Here is a 20,825-nt window from a genome sequence, read left to right on the forward strand (position 1 = left end):
GTAATTTTTTTAGCGTGCAGTCGCTCCGCCATCTATCACAAATTCAGTACCCGTCGTATAGGAAGATTCGTCCGAGGCAATGAAAAGCACTGTATTCGCCACATTTTTGACGCTGCCCAGATGTCCCAACGGGAATTCTTTACCCAATTCATCTTTTGTACTGCCAGTTTGTTCAGATGCATAGTCCGCCATCCCGGTATCGATATATCCTGGATGAATCGAGTTTACACGGACCCCTTTTGAAGCATACTCGATGGCAGCATCTTTAGTCATTGTCCGGACCGCTCCCTTGCTTGCACCGTATAAAACATGACCAGGGGCACCAATCAAGCCTGCTATGGAAGAAGCGTTTATGACTGAACCTTTATTTTGTTTCGCCATCAGTGGCATAATATGCTTCATTCCCAAGAATACGCCGGTCACGTTAATCGACATGAGACGATTCCACTCCTCCAGTTCAATCTCCGCAACCGGTTTAATGATATAAATACCCGCATTGTTGAACAGAACATCCACCTTATCAAAAGTATCGATTGTTACCTTAGCAACCTTTTTCCAATCTTCTTCATTGCTGACATCATGACGAATGAATAGGGCCTCTCCGCCGATTGCCTGAATGTCTTTCACAGCTTGATCACCGGAATCCTGGTTAATGTCAGTTATGACGATTTTTGCTCCTTCCCTAGCAAAAAGCAAAGCTGTTTCTTTCCCGATTCCTGTACCCCCGCCAGTAATGATTGCCACCTTATTTTCAAGTCTCATGATTTCACCAGATCTCCTTTACTTATTTTCTGATACTGCCATCCTTAGAGGTTCTCACTAGACTAGTATTCCTATACAAGTACATAAAGCTGACTTTAACAATTGTCCATCCCTTTAATTGGAATGCCGCTAAAAAAGCTTCATTGTCTGTCTATGCCTTTATTTTACTCCTCGTAATTTGAAATACTATCCTATAATATGCTGTATAATAATAGGGTAAGTATCCCCCTTATATAGGGGTATTTCGTTTAAGGAGAAGAGACTCGTATGACCCAGCCCTCTCATGCTTATGAAGAGATATCGTTTCAGCAATTCATATTATTCATAAAAAGCCATAACAAACAAATTGAAGAAAACATCAATATTTATTTGAATCTTGAGCCCCTTATATTAGAAGATGAACGTAAGATGATACAAACATTACTGGAATCATTTCTACTATTTTTATCTGCTCCAAACATCGAGGACATAAATGAAACATACGATAAGTATCTGGAAACTTGGCTCCAATCACATCTACCCATTTTAAATGTGAACCATTTCAGCATGTTCCGATTGATCTTTGAAAAGTCCATCGTTACCTTAATGTCCAACCTGAAACATGCCCATACCATTTCCATTTTAATGTTCTTATTATCCATTTTCTCTCATCTCATCCATAGCTATAACAAATGGATGGTTGTCGAACCAACGCAACTTTCAAAAACCCGCGAAGAAAATGCTGAACTTAAAAGGCTGCAACTATTAGACCAATTAGATGAACTTCTAATTAACTCATCAGGAATTAAGGATTTTGCTCATATCCTAAAAAAATGTGAAGAGTTCTTTCACTATAAAAGATGTGTTTTTTATGCTTATATTCCTTGGTCCAATCAATTTTACGGCACCATTGGATTGGAGCTTCCTAAGGTACAAAGCATGAGAGGACAACTCAGCTTGAAGCATTCCTTTGTTTTCAATTCAAAAAAGCCTGTATTTTTAAAGAATCCCAATCATTTTATTAAAAAGGAACATATAACGTTGTTTAATCTTTCGTCTGTCATTTTTGTACCGATTGTTCATGACCAGCAAGTTTTCGGCTGGCTGACCTTTGATCAATTAGGAGAGGAATTCGATTATTCAAAAGATGAACTGACTTTACTTGAACAGGTCGGAAAACGGTTAGGTTTATATTTATCAAGAAAGGATGATGAGGTTTCCATTGATACCGATCTACAATTGACGGAACGGGAATCCATGATTTTATCTTTGCTTGCGGAGGGGTATAACAATAAAAAGATGGCCGAATTATTGCAATTAAGCGAGCATACTATAAGGGATTATGTAAGCAGTTTAATGACAAAGTTTAAAGCCAAGAACCGTACACAAGTCGTAGTCTATGGATTTCGCTTAGGTCTATTAAAGTAAAATCAAGTTTCCTTTAATCGTTATGTAAGTCAAAATAAATCCTTACATAGTATGTTGTCGAATATATCATTTACATTAGCTGCCATATCATAATCATTGGAAACGGCTTTGAAGAAAGATTCTGTCATGGCAGCCTGTTATCCACTTCTGAAGGATCAATTCATGTACTCATATTTATAATCGCCTGTATTTTTAATAGTAACTTCCACCTGAATATTACGTATGGATTCTTCATTAAGGCTAAAATCCTCTTTAACTTCTTTCCATTTTTTTATATCCTTTCTGTAGATAACTGCTTCTAAATTATAGATGTCTATATTTTTTTCAAAAGCATATTTGTAGGTATCCCTAATTTCTTTCTCTAATGCTCCCTGTATTTTTTCTTTAAGGTGGGTTAAGGAAATGTTTTCTTCCATATCCGTTACGGCACCTTCTACTTCAATTGAAATATCGAATTCGACTTTATTATTTACATAGATTGGCTTTATATTGAATTTTGGCCTGATAAGAGATAATTGAACAATGTTGTTTTTGTTGATTTTTATTCCAATTGGGGATCTTACCGTTGACTTTGTTAACCATCTCATCCCCCCAAGATGTTTATTTGCTATCTCCCCCTTTAGCTGATTATTTTTAATAAAATAGGACCCTGATAGTTTTACGGTGTTCTGTGATTTTTCTTTTGCTTTCCACACCTCAGTTTTTAACGAAATCTTCGGTAGTTTTATTGTCATTCCTGTTTCATAATTTTGTGTATAAAATCTTTGGATCCGGATGGGTTCGACAAAGGATCTTAATTTATAAATATCATCCGGATTGAAAATGCTTGTTTGCACTGAAGAGCCGAATAAACTATTGACAAAGAGGATCTTTTCTAAGGAATCATCGGTTCCATATAACCAAGTTGTTTCCCTAATTTGCTGAAATCTTAAAATGGGATCGTTTACGTTGTCCAATCCATGTTTTAGTAAGCTTTCAGAGAAAATGATCAATTTAACATGAGCCCAATAAATATACTGGTTTGACCTTTTATAAATGTCATTCATGGCCTCGTTCATAGTTTTCCCTCGCCCTTTGGCGACCCAAACAGGTGTTGGTTTTGGTTCCAGGCCTTCTTGTTTAGCCACACCTGCAAAAGACGTCACCTGCACATAAATGACATACTGCCCATTTTGATAATCTATTCCCATTGCACTTATATATTGAATATCTTGAATATCCTTAGTATCCCAGCAGCCACTTAAAAGAGCCAGGCTCATTACAAATAGTATAAATCTAAGGATCATTTTCATTAGCGATTTCCTTTTGTTTTGTCCTTAGTTTTCAGCATTTCGGCTCGTTTCTTTCTAAAGAGATATGGCTTCACAAAGACACCGCCCCCTAGAAGATCTTTAAAGGATATTGGTGATATAGGCGCTAAGTAGGGTAAACCATAAATCTGCAGCCTTGATAAATAAAGGACAATAGAGAAAACACCGAGAAAGAATCCGAATAAACCTAAAACAGAAGAGAGAAATAATACAAAAAACCTGGCCATGCTTACAATTCCACCTAAAGATTGATTAATTAATGTATAGGTGGCTACCGCAGTAGTACCTGCCACAACCAGCATCGTCGGGGATGTAATCCCGCCTCTAATTGCCGCATCCCCTATAATTAATCCACCCACAACAGCCAGTGATTGACCGATTGCTTTTGGGAGTGTGATCCCTGCCTCTCGAAACAACTCAAATAAACCCAAAATCAAGAAAGCTTCTTGTTGAGGTGATATAGGCAACCCAAACCTAGATACGGTTATCGTCGCCAAAAATGGGAAGGGAAGCTGGTCTAATTGAAATGATATTAGTGCTATATAAAAGCCTGGCAGAAATATTGATATAACTAGTCCGATAATGCGAAAGAAATATTCGAAATTTGAATAGTAAGATGGAGTATGACGATCTTCCGCAGCTTTTAACAATAATGTAATATTACCTGGTCCAATTAAGGCAGTTGGTGACCCATCCACTAAAATGGCAAAGCGCCCATTATTTAAACTGGCCACAGTATAATCTGGCCTTCCTGTGTAATCAAAAAACGGGATTAGGTTGAATTTCCTGCCTGATAAAAATTCTTCAAGCTCAGTAGTTCCCAACAAGATATCAGTGTTTATTGAAGTGATTTTCCGCTTTACTTTTTCAATGGTTTCTGAATTTACAACATCCTTCACATATAATAAATTGATTTTTGTCTTGCTTCTTTTCCCAATGGTAAATGCTTGATTTTCGAGTGATGCCGTTTTATATCTTTTTCTGATCAACCCTAAATTAACAGAGATATCTTCAATAAATCCATCACGTGGACCTCGGATGGAAATTTCACTACTTGTTTCTTCGGGACTCCGATTCGGGATGCTTGGTAGGGAAAACATAAATAATAATTCCAATTCTTCAAATAGCATCAGAACCATCCCGGAAAATACGTTTTCCTCCACATCTTCTTTTTTAGTGGAGGAAGGGAAAACCCTGCTTACTTTAAATTCGTCTTGAGGATCCTCTATAACATCTTCTTCCTTCAGTTTAGAGTTTATGAATACATTACCTTCAAGCCGTGCTACTGATTCCCACAATTTTTTGACATCGACCAACACCTCTGAATAAATCAAAGTACAAATAAGGGGTGGATCTGTTTTCTCTTCAGATGTAATGGTATGCTTTTTGAATTTTACATCCGAGCTCATTCCGAATAAATCATTGAAATACTCCGTTTTTAGTTGGATCTCCGAAGAACTCCCCTTATTTGCCTTGTTCAATAGAGGCTCCATTCTTTTTCACCCTTTCTTTCAAAAAAATGACCATGTTAATGAAAAAGGTTATAACCAAAATGCTAATTACACTCAATTTAAAATAATATCGTTCCGTAAAATCCCTGTATGCTGGAATGTCGATTGGTATACAAAGCGCAATGATTAAGGAGACTGATATAGCAAGCAATACAATATTTTTTATTTTCTTTGATTTAATTTGAAACAGTTCCCCCATTAGGAATATCGATAACGATACACGGATAAATGCACCTGAAAGCCATTGGTATATTGATAAAAAATCCAGCCGGTTCAAATACTTACCCATGGTTAGTAACCGCCATTGAGCGTATGCAGGATTGCTGATTTTTGCAGCCTGTACCGGACCAAACTCTGTAATGGAGCCTATTATGGGTCCCATACTGATAAACAAAAGAAATAAACCTAAAAAAAGTAAACTCCTGAACTTTATTTCTGTCTTTACAAACTGTTGAATCAAAACGAGAAGAAATATCTCTGTAAAACCTCCACCTAGTATTACGACCCCGTCCCAAACAGGTGTAATTCCATTTTCAAAAATAGGGAAAAGCAAGGAGTAATCCTTATACTGTATATTTGCCGTCATTATCATAAATCCAAGTGCCACAACAAGGGGTAAAACCAATCCTCCGGCAATGGCTATTGTTTTGATTCCAGCCTCTGCAGCAATAAAACATAGGATGATGAAAGGTATGAATAATATATATTCTGGCGTTTGAATCATATAAGTACTGTTTACCCAGGAAAATGTGCTATATAAAGTGACAAACAAGTTTAATAAAATATATAAGAAAAGAAGGATTTTTATGGACCAGGCGGCGAGCGGGTGACTGTGAGTATGAAGCCAACCAATGATATGCTGTTGCTTTGTTTTATTTATTATCCAATAAACCATGGGAAGCCATAATAGAAAAAGCATCCCGGTGACTAAAGTACTTATCCATGAATCTCTTCCGGATGCACCAAGCAATGAAGGCAAAACGATAACATGGTTCATCAACCCAATAGATAGAATCAGTACCATTGTTGCTTGAAAAGTAGATATACTTTTTATCATGTGACACATCCCCTCTCTTTTAATATGAGGAGCCATTTTTGTTTTTATTCATACGGTGCATCATTTCTTTAATGGACAGATAGGTAATTGAACGTACCCTCCCGTCAATAAGCTCCGCTGAATCAACTGCCATTTATCTTCGGCTTTGATTTTAGAAGCATTTTTTGTTTACAAATCAGAAAAGTTTTGTACGGTCTCATCGAACTCTAAACAGGCACCAGCTGTTTTTAGCTGGTGCCTGTTGGCGTTTATCCCTTATACTGTATCCTCTGAGTATGAATTATACTTTAAGATGTTAGCTTTGTAGGTTGTTCATTGATAGTTTTTTCTATACTGCTGCTTTCTGATTGATCCTCTTTAATCCATTTAATGAGAGATATCTATGCCATCGCCATAATTAAGATGAGTGGAACGGAGGTAATGATTACTAATGATTGAAGAACTTGCAGTCCTCCACCAAACATCATGGAAAACGCTACAAGTTCTATGTCCAATGCCCAAAATATTTTGTGCCATCCAGCTGGCTATTGATCTAATGACAACTTTTTTGATGCTGCGCTTGCTAATGTGAATGACGAAGAATCTAGTGTAGCTGAAAGAAAAATAATGATAATAATGATTATGGCAAACAAGGCAATACTGCCGCCGGGAAGGCCCTGGTATATGGCAGCAATGGCAAAAAAGCACCTCCAATTGTTAGAATGATGTCTAACAATTGGAGGTGCAGTTCAAATTTGAAGTCGGTCTCAAATTCTTATTTAGCAAAGATAACGTTAACAAAAAATAACCCTAAGGAGCTCATTTATTAAAATAAGGGAATTTAATGAACTATTTCAACTCTTTTTGATTCTAATAACATTAGTCATTTTGCTTATCGTTTTTCACTGTTTTTCCAGATAAAAACCATCCGCCTATTGCAATAAGAAGCATGACTGACCAAAAGATTATATTCCAAATCGGTCCCTCAACAAAATCATGAGAAATAATGTGCACGGCTGGATGTGCAAGGGTGTGCATCAATAACTTTACCCCTACCCAACCAACGATCAACATGGCTGCCGTTTCGAGGCTAGGCCGCTCTGTCAGTATCTTAACGAAGTATCCTGCAGCAAACCTTATGACGATTAAACCTGCAATTGCTCCTAACAAAATAACAATGAATTTAGCCCCATCCATACCTCCTATATCACCCATCGGTGTATCTGGCAAGGCAATGACAAGAGCGACTGCAGCTAAAATGGAATCAATAGCAAAAGCAATATCAGCTAATGCAATTTGCGCAACGGTCATACGGTAGCTTTTCCCTTTTTTTTCTTTATCACCGTGGTCCCTTTTTAGTAAATGCTTTAATGAAATGAAAATCAAATATGCAGCCCCAATTGCTTGAACTTGCCAAACATGGAAAAGGTACGAAATGATGAAGATTGCACCAATCCTAAATATAAAAGCCAAAAGCAACCCAATATTAATCGCTTTTTTTTGCTGTTCTTGTGGTAAATGCTTTGACATGATGGCTAAAACCAATGCATTATCAGCAGATAATAAACCTTCTAAAAAAATTAGAATGATTAATACCCAGCCATATTCCAATAATAACGATAGTTCCATGATACCCCCCTAAAAGCATGTATAAGAATGCGTATATGACTTCAAACCCAACAACACTTTCTCCTCCAATATTGTCCCACCTTACCTACTTCCTTATTCAAACCTTCCGTCCCGTTAGCCCTGTTTGAACGAAGCAACTCACCTATTGATAGTAAGCATCCATTAGCTCTATATTATATTCTTTTTTGCTTAGCCTAAGTTCACATTGGCATTTTTATCTTCACACTTCGGCAATCACCAAATCAATACCTATTCAGCCATTAAATGATATTTCTGTAAAATGTCCCTTGTGATTTCCCTAGCTTCTGCCGATGTACCGGAGATATTCGTTACAAAAACATAGTCACTTCCCTTTGTTTCAATAAAACCAACATACCAGCCAATGTTTGTCCCCTGCCCTGTTTTTCCGTATAGTGTATAGCTGTCCCCTTCAGTCTGGATCATCATCCTTTTAACGGTTTTCATGACATCCTTATCAAAAGGAAGATTCTCTCCATATAAATTTGCCATGAAATCCACTTGTTCAATAGGAGAAATTTTGAGTGAGCTGCTTAGCCAAAACTGATCTATCCCTCCACTAATATCTTGGTTGCCATAAGAAATCTTATGAATCCATTCCTCCATTCGACTCTCTCCAATGTCACGGGCCATTGCTTGATAATACCAAACAACGGAGTTCCTTAAACCAGACCCAAGCGTATGATCCTTGTTCCATATCTCAATTTCCCTTTTCACGCCATCCCAATATTTAATGTCATATTCATCCTCGACGGCACCGACCTGCAATCCGATAAGTGCATTAGGCACCTTAAAAGTCGATTGCGGCGCAAATCTTTGTTCGGCCCGTTCATTATTATAGATAAAAGTCTTACCTTTTTTCACTTCACGTAATATAAAAGTACCTTCACGTTCAGCAAAAAATTCATCGACGTCGAGCTTCTTAATATTGAGTTTATCTTTTGCGGCGTTGGCTCCACTTGGCTGCTGCATGCATGTAAATATAACGGAGGCGCCAATAAGTATTAAAAAGGCTGCCAGAAGCCTGCGTTTTTTCAAATTCATCACCTCAAAAAATTATTTACAATCCTATCCATTCTATCAGATAAACTCAATATTTTTAAGATTAAGAATTCTCATCTTTACATGCTTAATTTTTAAAAAAGTCACGGCAGATAAATGGAAAGTTAAACATCATTGCGCTTTTTATGATTTAGTTGCAATATTAATCAAATGAATAAAATTATGGCTTTTCCCAAATAATAGGTAGACTAATTAAGGGAGGGATTTATATGGATGCTAAGCGTGTAAAACAGATTCTTTCTTCTTCATCTGACATTGAGGTCAGATATAATGGCACTTCAGTATGGATTGATAATTTAAATGAAGATGGAAGAACGGCTACAGTACATCTAAGAGGCCCATTAGAGGAAAGATCAGACGTAGCAATTGACGAACTTAAAGAAATATAATATTCATTAAAAACTGAGCTCCTCTCATAATGAGAAGAGCCTTTACTTATTTCAACCTTAATTTTTGACCGATATAAATTTTGTCGGGGTCTTTAATTCCGTTAAGACTAACAAGAGATTTTACTGTTGTTTTATATTTTTTTGCAATGAAGCTAAGTGTGTCGCCTTTTGTTACAGTATAAGTTGTGGTTGTTTCAGTTTTCAATGCACGGGAGTTGTGCGTCCTAAAAGTATTTATTGTATTTGTAAAATCCCTATAGGCTATATTCAAATCCACCTTTGTGCTGATCCCACTTACCTTACCTGAATCAGAATGCTGCCATATATCTGTGCTACGTCCCAACGTGCTGTTGTATCTGGCAATCCACAAAGCGTATTTCGTCAACCTTGATTCATCTAAAGTATTTTCGAGAAAGTATTTACCAGTATACAGCATAGCCGTGTATCCAGCTTCTTCAATAGCCTCCAAAAACGCGATTGCTGCATCTGTCAGCGTTTTTTTCTTTGCCTTTTTTTTATTTTCTTCAAGATCAAGAACAACAGGATAATTTAAAGCAAAAGAGCTGATAGAATCTAAAAAATAAGCAGCCTCAGCCTTTGCTTCTGCAATAGTTGCAAACTTCGCATAGTGATAGGCCCCGACTTTCAATCCCACTGACAATGCTTGTGGTGCATTTTCTTTGAAATATGATAGCTTGGAATAACTTGTTCCCTCTGTTGCTTTAATGAACACGAACTTCACGCCTGCCTTTGCAACTTCCTCCCAATCAATAGCACCTTGCCAATGTGAAACATCGATTCCCTTTATATATTCCATATTAATGACCTCCTCAAGGAAACAATCCTATGGTGGTAAATATTTATGAGTTTTATAGGAAATATTCAGTCCTACTGCCCACCTTATAATAAAATATTTGATTGAATTAAAACAAATATAAATGATGTAAAAGTATTATGTTGCTTCCTTTTGGTTTCAAAGATTATTTTATGCTATACTGATTTTATTAATATCAGAAGGGATGATGGGTGGCCGATGATTAACTAATCTTATTTTCAAAATTTGAAATCACATATTTCAAATCATACGAAATAGGATTAGTCTGCCCATTTTCTATAAATTGTAGAGCTATCATGAAAATAGCTCTTATTTGATAATGCACAGGTACGGCTAATCCTTCCATAGAACTGGGAGGATTTTTTTTATTCTCCCTTTAAGGAGAGGGATAATTATATGAAAGAACTATTAAAGTTAACCAATATCAGCTTTGAAGTATTGGACCATAACATTTTTGAAAATGTTAATGCTAGTGTTCAACAAGGGGAAATCATCGGTATCATTGGCAAAAATGGTGCCGGTAAATCTACGTTGCTGCATTTAATTAACAATGATTTAGAGCCTGTACATGGACAAATCCAATGGCTACAGCAAGACTTGAAAGTTTTTATGGTTGAACAAGAAGTCGAGTCGCATTCTTCAGAAGATAAAACGCCTACCGAAGTTAAATTACTGGATAAAATGCATGTACCAAGCCATGACTTCCTACAATTAAGCGGAGGAGAAAAAATAAAGGCCCGGCTAGCAAAAGGGCTTTCTAAAGGTGCAGACCTTTTACTATTAGATGAACCTACGAACCATCTTGATGAGGCCAGTTTAGGATTCCTCAATGAACAAATTAAGAATTATAGAGGTACCATTATTTTTGTTTCGCACGATCGTTATTTTTTGGATGCTGTTGCAACGAAAATTTGGTCGATTGAAGATAAAAAGCTAATTGAGCACAGAGGGAATTATTCTAGTTATATGGAGGTTCGCAAACAGAAAAGACTTACACAACAACGTGAATATGAAAAACAGCAAAAAATGGTTGAACGGATCGAGGGACAAATGAATGAAATCACTTCCTGGTCAAAAAAAGCCCATTCACAATCGACGAAAAAGGAAGGAGTTAAGGAATACTATCGCGTGAAAGCGAAGCGAATGGATGCACAGGTAAAATCTAAACAAAAGCGTCTTGAAAAAGAGCTTGAAAAAGTAAAAGCTGAACCTGTTGAATCAGAATATACTGTACGCTTTTCAATTAAAACAAAAAACAAGACGGGAAAACGTTTTTTGGAAGTTAAGAATTTAACTAAGACTTTTAGCGGGCGAACACTGTTTAAAAACGTCAATTTCACGATTCAGCATGGTGAGCAGATTTCCATTATAGGCCCAAACGGCAGCGGAAAGACGACATTATTAAAAATAATTCTTGGACATGAAACTTTTGCGGGCGATGTATGGATTTCACCATCCGCAAAAATAGGCTATTTGACGCAAGAAGTGTTTGATTTACCACTTGAACTTACACCCGCCCAGCTTTTTCATAAAGATACTTTCGAGTCGAGAGGGGACGTTCAAACTTTAATGAAGCATTTAGGCTTCACGGCGTCTCATTGGACAGAACCCATTAAGAATATGAGTATGGGTGAACGCGTGAAATGTAAGTTAATGGAATATATATTGGAAGAAAAAGATGTGCTTATTTTGGATGAGCCGACAAATCATCTGGACTTAGCTTCACGGGAACAACTTGAAGAAACCTTAGCACATTATACTGGAACGCTTATCGTCGTTTCGCATGATAGATATTTTCTCGAAAAAACGACAAGCAGCAAACTTGTCATTTCGAATAATCGCATACAAAAGCAATTGTATGAATCATCATCCTCCAAAAGAGATGATTTGGAAGAACTGCGATTAACACTTGAAACAGAAAGACAGGAAGTTTTGGGAAAGCTTAGCTTTATGACGCCAAATGATAAAGCGTACACGGAACTCGATAAGAGGTTTAATGAGCTTACGAAAAAAATAAATGAACTTGGTGACAAATGACTATCACTGTAACTTAATGTACTGGATGTTAACCCTTAGAAATGAATTAGTTCTAAGGGTTTTTTAGATATTACCCTGAAGTCCTGCCGAACAAAGTACAGTCTCCGATCGTTCAGGAATTTTTTACACACCTTGAACATCAAGAACCAATTGATTTGAGGTGCTAAAAGGATATCCGTAATGATACAATTTGCAAATTGAGCAGAATACTATTGTCCCCTTGTTAATAAGATTGAATGATGGTTATGTTTTAAGAGGGGGCCTTAGTTATGAGTGAGAACGCACAGGAAGCTATGAGGAATAACTCTGGAATGTTTGTTGAACGCTCCTTAGATGAGATTCGTTTTTGGTCAAGAATAATGAAGGAACACTCGTTATTTCTAAGACTAGGTTTTAGATGTGAAGATACACAGTTAATTGAGGAAGCTAATCAGTTTTATCTTTTATTTGAACGGATAGAACAGCAATCCCATTCATTTACAAATCAAGCTGATCCAGAACAAATCAGAAGATTTAACGCGGAGGTGCAACAAGCTGCCACAGGCATATTTTTGTTTAAAAGGAAGGTATTAGGATTAATACTCACCTGTAAACTGCCTGGTGCAAACAACTTCCCACTTCTAGTCGACCATACAAGCAGAGAAGCCAATTATTTTAGAAAACGATTAATAGAATTAAATGAAGGTAAATTGAAACCACTTGCAGATGCCATCATCAAGGAAAATGTATTCTTTTTAAGAATAATGGCGGATCATGCAAAATTCATTGGACATCTCCTTGATCCATCGGAAAGAAAGCTGGTGGATATGGCGCGAAACTTTAGTAATGATTTTGATCAATTAGTCTTTCAAGCCGTAGACTTAGAGTCCATGAAACCGCAATCTCAAACGGCCCCTCTTCTGGATCAATTTCTAGATCAGAACCGTGTGTCCGTCGTATCACTTCGAGACTTTAAGAAAACCGCCAGGGATTTAATCGAAGAATGCAAAATCAAGAGCATCATTCATCCACTATTGGCTGATCACGTTTTCCGTGAGGCCGAACGTTTCCTTGAAATAATCGATATGTTTGAATCCCATCTTACAGGTTAAAAAATACAATTAATTGAGTATGAAGGATATGGAAAATTACAATTATTGGATAAAGAAAATTTGCCCCTCTCGATTTAGAGAAGGGCTTTTATATGTAAAAAGTTAAGACAGGGAATTCACCAATGTATCCATTAACCTAAAATGAAGATTCAATATAGATTTATATTTATAGGACAACCTTCTATTATTTTTGTTTTTATATTTTTTACTTTGTTCTTTAACTAAAAACTTTAAATATACTTTTATTATTATTTGAGCATGAGACACATAGCAAATATAATATTTCTTAGTGTAAAACATCCTTAGTAAAAATATAATCCATATATGCGTTTGCACTTTCTTCAATCTCTTCGTCATTTGCGGTATATGTTCCATTGAAAATAAATGGCGGTAAAAATTTTGTACCTATTAGATTACTTGTTGCTTGGAAAGGCTTTAAGAGTTCACTCATAGAATAATTATTACGCCCACCCGCTTTGTACCTTTCTTTTGCACTTCCAGTCGATACTGCTAAAATGAGCTCTTTATTATGTAATTTATTCCCGTTTGAACCATAAGCCCATCCATGTGTGAGTACCCCATCCTGCCATTTTTTAAGAAGTGGCGGAGAGCTGTACCAATAGAACGGAAACTGCCAAACAATCCGATCATGTTCTTCACATAGCCTTTGCTCTCTTTCAATATCAATTTTTTCATCTGGATATTCCTTATATAGTTCATGAACAGTTACAGCGGGATGCTGCTTCAATTCTCTTAGCCATGTTCTGTTCACAATCGACTCTTCAATATTTGGATGAGCTACAATGACTAAAACCTTCATTTATTAATCCTCCAAGTATAGTTTTTGAAAAACCTTAACCTAACAAAAAACTAATCAGGAATACAATCTTCTGAAAAGTCAACCGACTACGCCCGCATTAGACCTTTTTCTATTACGGGAGGTTGAATTTTTTTTGCATAGCACAAGATATACTTGTATTTAGTAACAACCGACTAACAGTCCCTAATTATCCGCAATCAGACCAAGACTCTTTTCCCACGCTCTTCATAAAATTTATGATGAAGTTCCGTACGTGCTTCTTCAATTCCTGGCTGGAATTGGATTAGCGCTTTGCGTCGTGTTTCAATAACCTCTGCAATTGCTGCTTTAATCTTTGCATCAGCACGTCCCGCTAATGCATTAAGTTCACCTGCAATCGTAAGTCCAGCCACTGTTCCTTGAGCCCTGGCCACCTTAGCGCTTTCAACTCCTGTGATATTGCCGGCTACATATAAACCTTTTAGATTGGTCTGCATAAATTCATTGTGCAACGGAACATGTCCTCCCAGTTCAGGAACATAGCAGAAAGAGCACCCAGCAACAGCCGCAAGTTCGGACAATGGTGTAAGGCCGCCCGCAATACAGACAAAATCAGCAGATACTGTTTTTTCTGTTCCAGGAACAACTTCTCCGTTAACAGAAATTTCCGCAATTCGGACACCCTCGACTTGGTTTTCTCCATATATTTCAAGAGCGCTTTTACGTAGCTGTATAGGAATACCCCACATTTTAAATCCATTTTTCGGGAAAAAACGCGCACCCAGTTTTGGACTTACCAGCTTTCCTCCAAACCGTAATATAGGTGAAGGAGCTAAATGTGATAGCCTTAGAAGCGATTCCATCATTTTTTCTGGCTGAGCAGCATTTCCAGCTAAAATACCCGCATTAGGAAGTAAAATACTTTCAACATGAACTCCACACAATTGCAATTCTCTCGCAATTGCTACAGAGAGTACATTAACACCAATTATAATCCCTTTTTCTCCCGGCTTCACGCGATGCACGTTTCCCATCACCTGAGCGGCTCCGATCGACATTACTCCTGGAAGAGTCCATCCCGGGATAGGAACAGGAGTTTCTGATGCTCCTGTAGCAAGTAAAAGACATTTTGACTCTATTATTTTATCAGTGGTATACACACACCAGCCATTTTCTATTTTTTTTAAATCATACACGGATATTCCGCAAAGGATATCCACGCCCAGTTGAACGGCTTGGTTATAAAGTTTTTTGGCTTCTTCGATACCATTCACCCATTTACCATCAGGCTCTTCATGCAATTGCCCTAATAAACGGCCTCCAGGCTTTAAAAACTCATCCACCACGCATACTTGTAGCCCATGTTCTGCAGCTGCAATAGCTGCGCCTAGTCCAGCGGGTCCTGCGCCTACAATAACTACATCAATCATAATGTACCTCCTTTTAATAAAGAGGCAGGAAGAGCTGTACCTGATTCAATTTGCATCTCGTTTTCCACTGGTGTTAAACAAGCACGAACTGTATTTTTCCCATTCACCCTTACTCGACATTCAAAACAGTGGCCAATATTGCAGTAAATCCCACGTGGCGTTGCTTTGTCTTCATGAAGGCGAAGAGTTCGAATTCCACATGCGAGCAAGGCAGAGGCAATTGTATCACCAACGCGTGCCGTATATTGTTGACCATCAAAGTAAATCTTAATTTCTTCTTGATTGTTAAGATCCCCGAGAACAGGATGATGTTCCACTCTCATAGAATTCATTCTTTTTCTCCTCCTAAAACACCGAATGAAACAGGGCGAACAGGAGGACGGTAGCTAAGTGGCACTTCATTAGAAATAGCTGGTCCCCCCAGCTGATCTACTAATCGATCAATTACGGTACGGCAAGTGCGCCCTCCACAAGAGCCCATTCCTGCACGTGTTCGCAATTTCACTTCACGTGAAGAACAATGAAACTGTTCAATGGTTTCTTTTATTTCATTCATTGTAATTTCTTCGCATCTGCATACTATTGTATGTTGTTCATTCATTGAACACACCTCCACTACTTTCAAAATAGCCGGTCTATTTTTTTAGGTTTTTTTGAATTGTGTTAGAAACTGCAATTTCTCATAAAAGGAATCTAGTAATTCCTTATAAGTCATTTATTTAGAAGAAAAGACATCAACATTCTTCTAGTGTAAAAATAGATGCGCAACCAACTATTTTTACGCAGAAGAGAACGTTAGATGCCTCATACGTACAATATAGAGCAGCACATCAGAAGATATGTTAAAACCTGGATTTCACTATTTACATGCTACGTTTGTTTGCTTGTCCTTATTTTTTAAATAAAACCATTATATGGTTTCTGACTGGTAGCAAAATGAGCCCATTTGATCATCGTAATGAAATCAAATACTGGAAGCTTAACGGCCCTTTGAATATCAGCTGCATATGGCGGTAAATCACTGCATTCAAGCAGAATGGCTCCAATATCCGGGTTTTCATTTACCATCTTAACAGCCGCTTCTACTACTTCTCTTCTTACTTTTTCGTTATCAAAAGATCCTCTGCTTTCAATAATGGCTGAAAATTCCGGCAATCTGCCTAGATCTTTCACTACACAAATGTTAGGATCATCTATTCCACAGCTTTTAAATAAATTTGGCGTAATTCCATGCGCATCCGCTGTCAACATGCCTATTTTTTGACTTGGTTTCAATCCTGTTTTTATCCAAGGTACTTGAACAACACTTGAAAGATAAACTGGGATATCAACAGCTGCTGCTACTTTGTCTTGAAAGTTTCCGAAAAAACCACATGCTGCACATATGGCACGAGCACCTTCTGCTTCAAATTCTTTTGCTGCTTTTATAATGTCGTCCAGCAGTGTAGGATCACCTGCATGGATTCTTTCTTGGTTACAGTCTGGCACTACTTTTAGCCGTACAGGAAAGTCGTAGGTAGAAAGGTTTGCAACATTTCCAGGTAAAACCGGATACCAGCATTCATCTAAATAAAGTATACCAACTGAATATCCCGCTACATATTGCCCTTTTTTCATGGTGATAATCTGGCTTTCCTTTTCTAAGTAGCCATACTCCCGTTCATTGCCCAATGATTTGGTAGTCAATTACGGCCCCTCCTTATAGTTTCAGAGAATAAAAATGTATTCTCTGAAACTCCTAATCTTATTTTATTCACCTTACGCTTCTGTCAGTGATTTAATTTCATATCCTAACTTGACCAGTTCCTCTTTAAGCATTATTTTCATTTCTTCAGTAGGTTGTGTTAAAGGCTTTCTCACATTTCCTCCTTTAATTCCGATCAAGTCCATGCCTGCTTTTACCGGACCTGGATATGGATTGCCTTCCGCCTCCATTAGGCCATAGAAACCTGATAATTTTCGGTTCAAATCACGTGCAGCATTTATATCACTCTTCTCAACGACCAGTTCGTACAACTCTACAAGTTCCTTAGGAAGCATGTTGACGAGAATTCCAAAAGCACCCTGTCCTCCAATAGAGAAAGTAGGAAGTATAAAGTGTTCTTCACCCGTGAATACAGTAAAGTTTTCGACATCCTTCGTCAAAGCCACAACTTCACATAAGTGACCAAAATCAGCAGATTCTTTGACACTTACAATGTTTTCTTCCTGGCTCAATTCATAAATCATTTCAGGTGAAATGGTAACACTCGTTGCACCTGGATAATTGTAAATGACGATTCCGACATTTGATTTTTCAGCCACTTCCTTGAAAAATTCACGAATTCCTTCTTCACTTGTTTTATGGTAATAAGGAGGCAAAGCCAATCCCCATGTAGCGCCGCATTCTGCAGCATAATTGGCAAGCTCGATCGTTTCCTTGGCAGTTGAGCATCCAACACCTGCCATCACAGGTACTCTTCCTGCGGCAAAATCACAGCCAGCCTTGATTAAACTTTTGCGTTCCTCCAATGACATAACGTGGTATTCTCCTGTTGTGCCTCCAACCAGAAGACCATGGACTCCGCTTTCGACTTGAAAGTCAATTACTTTCTTATAAGACTGGAAATCAATCGTTTCATCCTCATTGAACGGGGTAATTAATGGTACAAAAATTCCTTTAGGTGCAATACTCATAATTTATTCCTCCTGTTTTCTAATATGTAGAACTTACTTTTGTTATTAAACTGCGTTCGCTTTCTTATATCTAGAAAAATTCAGTTTATCAATGTTAAAGTCTGTTTGTTCGCCTGCAATCAACTGCGTTACCATTCTTCCTGTAATGGGAGCCATGCTGATACCGTCTCCTTCATGCCCGCTGGCAATAAAGAAACCTGGTACTTCTTCTACTTCCGATACAATAGGAAGGTGATCCTCAACCCAAGGCCGTACTCCTGCATAAGCTCTTATACAGTTAATTTCCTTTAGTTTCGGCAAAAATCGGATAGCCCTTTCTGCTATTGCGTGCATAACTTCGATTTCGGAATTGATGTTATAACCTTTGAATGCCCTGTGGCCCCCAACCAAGAAGTTATTGGCGTCAGTCGGTTCAATGGTAAAAGCCACATTATGTTTTTCAACTAATTCACTTACGTTTCTTTTAAACTGGATATCTTCGAATTTTGATAACATATATCCGAATTCATGCACTTTCTGGCTGGCTACTTTGAATGGCGTTTTCTCGGAGATCAATACCATTCCTTTTCTTGGCCTGATCGGTATGTAAACCCCTACCATTTCTGCTATCTTAGGTGACCATACACCGGCACAGTTCACAATCCTATTTGTTTTAAATGTGCCCCGGTCTGTCACTACACTTTCAATCCGTCCTTTGACATCCAGTGTAATATTCTGAACAGAATGATAGTCATAAACCTCCAACCCTAGCTTTCTTCCTTCTTCAACAAATGCATAACATAGTTTGTACGGATTCATGGAGGAATCTACTTCTGTCCAAATCCCACCAGCTAAATCATCAGCTAAATATGGTTCAATTTGCTGCAATTCATTTCTATCGACCATGCGCATATCATAACCATCTTTTGCTTGTTGAGAAACATATCCTTTAGCAATTTCGAGCTCTTGATCTGTTTCACAAACATATAAACTTCCTCGTGATGCAAATTCAAAATCTACTGAAAACTCTTTAGCCAATTGTTTGAAAAGCTGGATACTTGCATAACCTATTTCGGTATCAATACCTGGTTTTTTATCACAAATTAGCGCCACTGCGTCACATCTACTGGAAGTACCTGATGCAACACCGCCTTTTTCAATCAATGCAACATCAAGTCCTTTTTTCGCTAAATGATACGCTACGCTAGATCCGATTACTCCTGCCCCAATGACAATGACGTCATAACTTTTCATATATCTGCCTCCTTTCCAAGTAGGATCACTCTCCCTTACTATTATTTATTTCCCCTCAAAAAAACCTGATGGTTCTACTTTTAGATTTATGTTGATTTGCTTTGTTTCAAGGTATTCTTCAAAACCATATGTGCCCAAGTCTCTTCCAATTCCGCTTTGTTTGTACCCGCCCCAAGGCGCTTCGTTAAAAGTTGGGTGATACGTATTGATCCATGTAATTCCTGCACGTAATTGGCGAATGACCCGCTGTGCTTTGGCACCGTCTTGAGAGAAAACAGCTCCTGCTAAACCAAACGCTGTACCATTTGCTAGTTCAATCGCTTCCTTTTCGGTTTTAAACGTTTGAATGGCTAACACAGGGCCAAAAATCTCTTCCTGAACAATACGCATATCAGGGGTCGTATCTCCAAAGATGGTCGGTTCAACAAAATAACCTTTTTCAAAGTCACCTTCGATCATTCGATTGCCCCCACAAAGCAGAGTTGCTCCTTCATTTTTTCCAATTTCAATGTAATTAAGTACGGTGTTCATATGTGCTTCCGAGACTAAAGGTCCCATTTCAATACCATCATTCCAACCTGGACCTATTTTAATCATCTTCGCACGTCTAACTAGTTCAGGTACGAATTTTTCATATAGACTCTCTTCTAATAGTAAACGTGATCCTGCCGAACACACCTGGCCTTGATTTGCAAAAATGGCGTATAATGCATAATCAACAGCCGCATCAAAATCTGCATCAGCAAAGACGATATTAGGGGATTTCCCACCTAATTCCAAACTAATCTTTTTCACTGTATCTGCTGCTGATTTCATCAGTTTAATTCCTGTATCAGTACCGCCAGTAAAGGAGATTTTATCTACATTTGGATTAGAAACTAATTCTGCGCCAACTTTTCTTCCAGAACCTAAAACTAAATTAACAACACCAGGAGGAAAGCCAATCTCATCAATAATTTCAAACAAGCGGATGAGGGAAAGTGGTGTTATCTCTGCTGGTTTCACCACTATTGAGCAGCCTGCAGCGATTGCTGCAGCAATTTTTTGGTTTGCCATTACTAATGGATAGTTCCAAGGAACAATTATCCCCACCACGCCGATTGCTTCACGAACAACCATTGCCTGAATGTCATCCGGCACATCATAAGTTTGGCCATGTGGTTTTGTCGCTAATCCCGCATAGTAACGTAATTGGTTTACTGCGTCTTCAACATCGCCCAGTGACTCCCTTAATGTTTTTCCATTATTCAATGTTTCTAAATAAGCAAATTCTTCTTTTCTTTCTTCCAGCTTATTTGAAATTTGTAGAAGAAGTTCTGCACGATCTCGAGCTCTGCTATTCATCCATCCATTTTCATAGAATGCCTTTCGTGCAGACTCAATTGCTTTTTTAGCATCTTCTTCTGTTCCAACAGTAACTGTTCCAATTAACTCTCCATTTGCAGGGTTAACGATTTTACTTGTTTGATTTGATTCACTTAGAACCCATTCACCGTTAATATACATCTTCTGAGTAGTGTTGCTGCTAGTTAAAACGGATTTAATGTCTGCTGTTTCCAAAATCATCAAGATTCACCTCTTCTATGAAATTACATGTTTT

At 37.8% G+C, this 20,825-nt stretch carries 19 protein-coding genes and 1 pseudogene; 4 read left to right on the forward strand and 16 right to left on the reverse strand.

What is annotated here, in order from left to right:
- Window positions 1–9: 9 nt before the first annotated feature.
- Window positions 10–762, reverse strand: a complete 753-nt coding sequence (locus tag ACWF5P_RS25545) for a glucose 1-dehydrogenase (protein ID WP_434169211.1) — start codon at window positions 760–762, stop codon at window positions 10–12.
- Between the two features lie 267 nt (window positions 763–1,029).
- Here ACWF5P_RS25545 and ACWF5P_RS25550 point away from each other — a divergent pair, with 267 nt between their 5' ends.
- Window positions 1,030–2,169 (forward strand): LuxR C-terminal-related transcriptional regulator, encoded by a 1,140-nt coding sequence (locus ACWF5P_RS25550; RefSeq protein ID WP_434169210.1) that lies wholly within the window; start codon window positions 1,030–1,032, stop codon window positions 2,167–2,169.
- Between the two features lie 155 nt (window positions 2,170–2,324).
- Here the strand turns inward: ACWF5P_RS25550 and ACWF5P_RS25555 are convergent, their stop codons facing one another.
- The 6 genes and pseudogenes from ACWF5P_RS25555 to blaOXA all read right to left on the reverse strand — a co-directional run bounded on the left by ACWF5P_RS25555 (window position 2,325) and on the right by blaOXA (window position 8,717).
- Window positions 2,325–3,461 (reverse strand): Ger(x)C family spore germination protein, encoded by a 1,137-nt coding sequence (locus ACWF5P_RS25555; protein ID WP_452445459.1) that lies wholly within the window; start codon window positions 3,459–3,461, stop codon window positions 2,325–2,327.
- Window positions 3,461–4,972: a spore germination protein gene (locus tag ACWF5P_RS25560; RefSeq protein WP_434169209.1), complete on the reverse strand. Its 1,512-nt coding sequence runs from the start codon at window positions 4,970–4,972 to the stop codon at window positions 3,461–3,463. The genes ACWF5P_RS25555 and ACWF5P_RS25560 overlap by 1 nt, the downstream gene beginning before the upstream one ends.
- Window positions 4,944–6,047 (reverse strand): endospore germination permease, encoded by a 1,104-nt coding sequence (locus tag ACWF5P_RS25565; protein WP_434169208.1) that lies wholly within the window; start codon window positions 6,045–6,047, stop codon window positions 4,944–4,946. Before ACWF5P_RS25565 ends, ACWF5P_RS25560 begins: the two co-directional genes overlap by 29 nt.
- Before the next feature lie 380 nt (window positions 6,048–6,427).
- Window positions 6,428–6,559 (reverse strand): annotated as a pseudogene (locus ACWF5P_RS25570) (BCCT family transporter); the annotation flags it as partial.
- Window positions 6,560–6,905: 346 nt separating this feature from the next.
- A complete protein-coding gene (locus ACWF5P_RS25575; protein ID WP_101221564.1) occupies window positions 6,906–7,655 on the reverse strand; it encodes a TerC family protein in 750 nt (249 codons plus the stop codon).
- Between the two features lie 249 nt (window positions 7,656–7,904).
- The gene (gene blaOXA / locus ACWF5P_RS25580) at window positions 7,905–8,717 is read right to left on the reverse strand and encodes a class D beta-lactamase (RefSeq protein ID WP_434169207.1); all 813 of its coding nucleotides are present in this window, start codon (window positions 8,715–8,717) and stop codon (window positions 7,905–7,907) included.
- A 227-nt stretch (window positions 8,718–8,944) separates the two neighbouring features.
- On the opposite strand from blaOXA, the gene ACWF5P_RS25585 reads away from it, so the two are divergent.
- Entirely contained in the window at window positions 8,945–9,124 is a 180-nt protein-coding gene (locus ACWF5P_RS25585) for an H-type small acid-soluble spore protein (RefSeq protein WP_034313120.1), read from the forward strand.
- A gap of 46 nt (window positions 9,125–9,170) precedes the next feature.
- Here ACWF5P_RS25585 and ACWF5P_RS25590 read toward each other — a convergent pair whose 3' ends face one another.
- Window positions 9,171–9,941, reverse strand: coding sequence for a GH25 family lysozyme (locus ACWF5P_RS25590; RefSeq protein ID WP_452445460.1), 771 nt, complete (start codon window positions 9,939–9,941; stop codon window positions 9,171–9,173).
- Between the two features lie 414 nt (window positions 9,942–10,355).
- Here ACWF5P_RS25590 and abc-f point away from each other — a divergent pair, with 414 nt between their 5' ends.
- Window positions 10,356–11,996: a ribosomal protection-like ABC-F family protein gene (gene abc-f, locus ACWF5P_RS25595; RefSeq protein ID WP_452445461.1), complete on the forward strand. Its 1,641-nt coding sequence runs from the start codon at window positions 10,356–10,358 to the stop codon at window positions 11,994–11,996.
- 269 nt (window positions 11,997–12,265) lie between these two features.
- Window positions 12,266–13,087, forward strand: coding sequence for a DUF2935 domain-containing protein (locus tag ACWF5P_RS25600; protein WP_101221560.1), 822 nt, complete (start codon window positions 12,266–12,268; stop codon window positions 13,085–13,087).
- A gap of 286 nt (window positions 13,088–13,373) precedes the next feature.
- On the opposite strand, the gene ACWF5P_RS25605 is transcribed toward ACWF5P_RS25600, so the two are convergent.
- The 8 genes from ACWF5P_RS25605 to ACWF5P_RS25640 all read right to left on the reverse strand — a co-directional run bounded on the left by ACWF5P_RS25605 (window position 13,374) and on the right by ACWF5P_RS25640 (window position 20,791).
- The gene (locus tag ACWF5P_RS25605) at window positions 13,374–13,907 is read right to left on the reverse strand and encodes an NAD(P)H-dependent oxidoreductase (protein ID WP_434169204.1); all 534 of its coding nucleotides are present in this window, start codon (window positions 13,905–13,907) and stop codon (window positions 13,374–13,376) included.
- Window positions 13,908–14,104: 197 nt separating this feature from the next.
- Window positions 14,105–15,316 (reverse strand): FAD-dependent oxidoreductase, encoded by a 1,212-nt coding sequence (locus ACWF5P_RS25610; RefSeq protein WP_434169203.1) that lies wholly within the window; start codon window positions 15,314–15,316, stop codon window positions 14,105–14,107.
- Window positions 15,313–15,648: a (2Fe-2S)-binding protein gene (locus ACWF5P_RS25615; RefSeq protein ID WP_434169202.1), complete on the reverse strand. Its 336-nt coding sequence runs from the start codon at window positions 15,646–15,648 to the stop codon at window positions 15,313–15,315. The genes ACWF5P_RS25610 and ACWF5P_RS25615 overlap by 4 nt, the downstream gene beginning before the upstream one ends.
- Window positions 15,645–15,917 (reverse strand): (2Fe-2S)-binding protein, encoded by a 273-nt coding sequence (locus ACWF5P_RS25620; protein WP_101221556.1) that lies wholly within the window; start codon window positions 15,915–15,917, stop codon window positions 15,645–15,647. The genes ACWF5P_RS25615 and ACWF5P_RS25620 overlap by 4 nt, the downstream gene beginning before the upstream one ends.
- Before the next feature lie 296 nt (window positions 15,918–16,213).
- Window positions 16,214–17,002, reverse strand: coding sequence for an aspartate/glutamate racemase family protein (locus ACWF5P_RS25625; protein WP_434169201.1), 789 nt, complete (start codon window positions 17,000–17,002; stop codon window positions 16,214–16,216).
- 72 nt (window positions 17,003–17,074) lie between these two features.
- Window positions 17,075–17,992 (reverse strand): 4-hydroxy-tetrahydrodipicolinate synthase, encoded by a 918-nt coding sequence (gene dapA / locus ACWF5P_RS25630; protein WP_434169200.1) that lies wholly within the window; start codon window positions 17,990–17,992, stop codon window positions 17,075–17,077.
- Window positions 17,993–18,037: 45 nt separating this feature from the next.
- Window positions 18,038–19,225, reverse strand: a complete 1,188-nt coding sequence (locus ACWF5P_RS25635) for an FAD-dependent oxidoreductase (protein ID WP_434169198.1) — start codon at window positions 19,223–19,225, stop codon at window positions 18,038–18,040.
- 45 nt (window positions 19,226–19,270) lie between these two features.
- Complete coding sequence (locus ACWF5P_RS25640) at window positions 19,271–20,791, reverse strand: aldehyde dehydrogenase family protein (RefSeq protein ID WP_434169646.1); 1,521 nt, start codon at window positions 20,789–20,791, stop codon at window positions 19,271–19,273.
- Window positions 20,792–20,825 lie beyond the last annotated feature (34 nt).

This window comes from Peribacillus sp. NPDC055009 (genome assembly GCF_053608705.1).